Genomic DNA, 3,037 nt, shown 5'->3' on the forward strand with positions numbered 1-3,037 from the left:
CAAAGGCATGATTGCTGATTTTGCAATCCATGACCCCCATCCGCCGGGACACAATCCCCACGCCCATGTCATGCTCACTATGAGGGCAATGGACGAACATGGAAAATGGCTTCCCAAGAGCCGCAAGGTTTATGACCTTGACGAAAACGGGGAACGGATAAAACTTCCGTCCGGCAGATGGAAAAGCCACAAGGAGGATACGGTTGACTGGAACGACCAGAAGTATTGCGAAATCTGGCGGCATGAATGGGAGGTCATCCAGAACCGCTATCTGGAAGCCAATGACCGCCCAGAGCGTGTGGACTTGCGTTCTTATGCCAGACAGGGGCTTGATATTATCCCTACTGTCCATGAGGGAGCTGCTGTCCGGCAGATGGAAAAGCGGGGTATCCAGACGAACATCGGCAACCTGAACCGGGAAATCAGAGCCGCCAACCGCCTGATGAAGTCCATCCGGCAGCTTATCCAAAACCTCAAAGGCTGGATTACCGAGCTGGGAGAAAAACGGAAAGAACTGCTTGCACAAAAGGCGGCGGAGGAAGCGACACTTCTTCCCAATCTACTGATGAAATATATGGAGATACGAAAGGAAGAACGGAAGGACTGGACGAGGTCTGGACAGAACCGGGGGACTTCACAGGACTTAAAGGCAGTCAGCGAAGCCCTGTCCTATCTCCAGCAAAAGGGGCTTTCCACTGTGGAGGACTTAGAAGCATTTCTGGAATCTTCCGGGAAATCAGCCGCAGATTACCGCAATCAGATGAAGCCAAAGGAAGCCCGAAGCAAAGTGATTGACGGGATTCTTGCCAGCCGGACAGACTGCAAGGAATGTAAGCCTGTCTATGAGAAGTACCAGAAGATATTTTTTAAGAAAACAAAGGAGAAATTCAAACAGGAACACCCGGAGGTTGCCCGGTATGAAAAAGCCGCCACCCACCTTGCCAAGCACCCAGATGATAAGGACAGTACCCAAAAGGAGCTGCAAGAGGAGCAGGAAACGCTTCTGGAAGAAATCGCAGAGTTGAAAGTACCACTGACCGAGGTACAGGAGGATTTGAAGAAGCTGCGGGACATCCGCTACTGGGTACGGAAAGCCACACCCGGCACAGAGGAAAGTAAAGAGCCGCCCAAGAAGCAGCCCATCAAGGAAGTCTTGCAGGATAAGGCAGACGAGAAAAAGGCTCAAAGAACCGCCCCGGCACAGGCGAAACACAGACAACAGGATATGGAACTTTAACAGGCACTTGCCATTTTCAATCAGAGAATGTCAGGTGCTTTTCTTATTTTCAAGGAGGGATAGATTTGAATGTATTTGAAGCTGTGAAGCAGTCCGTCACAACAAGACAGGCTGCGGAGCATTATGGAATCCATGTAGGTCGGAACGGGATGGCTTGCTGCCCGTTCCATAATGATAAAACCCCAAGCATGAAGCTGGATCGGCGTTACCACTGCTTCGGCTGCGGTGCGGATGGGGATGTGATTGATTTTGCCGCCGCCCTGTATGGGCTGGCAAAGAAAGAAGCCGCCGTACAACTGGCAAATGACTTCGGGCTTTCCTATGAGGACTGGAAACCGCCGGGAAAGGCAAAAAAGCCCAAGCCCCGGCAGAAATCCCCGGAGGAACAGTTTCAGGAAGCAAAGAACCGCTGCTTCCGTATCCTTGCCGATTATCTCCACTTGCTTATGGCATGGAGAACGGAATATGCCCCGCACTCCCCGGAGGAAGCCTTTCATCCCCGGTTTGTGGAAGCCTTACAAAAGCAAGCCCATGTGGAATATCTGCTGGATGTGCTGCTGTTCGGGGAGACAGAGGAAAAAGCGGCTTTGATTGCGGACTACGGAAAGGATGTGATACAGCTTGAACAGCGAATGGCAGAGCTTGCAGCCGCAGACGCAGCAAGAACTAAAAAACACCATGAACGCCATGCAGCCGCCCCAGAGCATTGAGGAAATCAAGGCGGGGCTGGAAACCACCGAGAAAGGCGGTGTCCGCCAGAGCATACGGAACTGCCTGACCGTATTCCAGCGTGACCCTCTGCTTTCCGGGGCTATCGCATACAACATCCTGACCGACCGCAAGGACATCATAAAGCCCATCGGTTTTCACAGAGAAAGCACAGCCCTGAACGATACGGATATGAAGTATCTGCTTCTCTATCTGGAAGAAACCTATGGGCTTACCAATGAGAAAAAGATTGATAATGCCATCGGGATTGTGGCGAATGAAAACAAGTACCATCCCATCCGGGACTACCTAAGTGCCCTTGTGTGGGACGGGACAGAACGAATCCGTTTCTGTCTGCGGCACTTTCTGGGGGCTGACGCAGACGATTACACCTATGAAGCGTTGAAGCTGTTCCTGCTGGGTGCAATCTCACGAGCCTTTCAGCCGGGGTGCAAGTTTGAAATCATGCTCTGTCTGGTAGGCGGTCAGGGGGCTGGAAAGTCCACCTTCTTCCGTCTGCTGGCAGTCCGGGACGAGTGGTTCTCCGATGATTTGCGGAAGCTGGACGATGACAATGTGTACCGTAAGCTGCAAGGTCACTGGATTATCGAAATGTCGGAAATGATGGCAACCGCAAACGCCAAGAGCATTGAGGAAATCAAGTCATTTTTAAGCCGACAGAAAGAGGTTTACAAGATACCCTATGAAACCCACCCGGCAGACCGCCCCCGTCAGTGCGTGTTTGGCGGCACTTCCAATGCCCTTGACTTCCTGCCCCTTGACCGTTCCGGCAACCGCCGCTTTATCCCCGTCATGGTGTACCCGGAGCAAGCCGAGGTTCACATTTTGGAGGACGAAGCCGCTTCCAGAGCCTATATCGAGCAGATGTGGGCAGAAGCGATGGAAATTTACAGAAGCGGCAGGTTCAAGCTGGCTTTCAGCCCTGCCATGCAGCGGTATCTCAAAGAACACCAGCGGGATTTTATGCCGGAGGACACCAAAGCCGGGATGATACAGGCGTATCTTGATAAGTACACCGGGAGCATGGTCTGCTCCAAGCAGCTCTATAAGGAAGCCTTGAACCATGCCTTT

At 52.2% G+C, this 3,037-nt stretch carries 3 protein-coding genes; all 3 read left to right on the top strand.

Annotated elements, in window-relative coordinates:
• The coding region (locus tag GPK94_RS00010; RefSeq protein ID WP_215653763.1) for a MobA/MobL family protein at positions 1-1,237 on the top strand (1,237 nt) is incomplete at its 5' end.
• A 65-nt stretch (positions 1,238-1,302) separates the two neighbouring features.
• Positions 1,303-1,947: a CHC2 zinc finger domain-containing protein gene (locus GPK94_RS00015; RefSeq protein ID WP_007887871.1), complete on the top strand. Its 645-nt coding sequence runs from the start codon at positions 1,303-1,305 to the stop codon at positions 1,945-1,947.
• The coding region (locus GPK94_RS00020; RefSeq protein ID WP_215653765.1) for a virulence-associated E family protein at positions 1,916-3,037 on the top strand (1,122 nt) is incomplete at its 3' end. The genes GPK94_RS00015 and GPK94_RS00020, both read left to right, overlap by 32 nt.

The organism is Pseudoflavonifractor sp. MCC625, assembly GCF_018784545.1.
GTDB lineage: Bacteria > Bacillota > Clostridia > Oscillospirales > Oscillospiraceae > Pseudoflavonifractor_A > Pseudoflavonifractor_A gallinarum.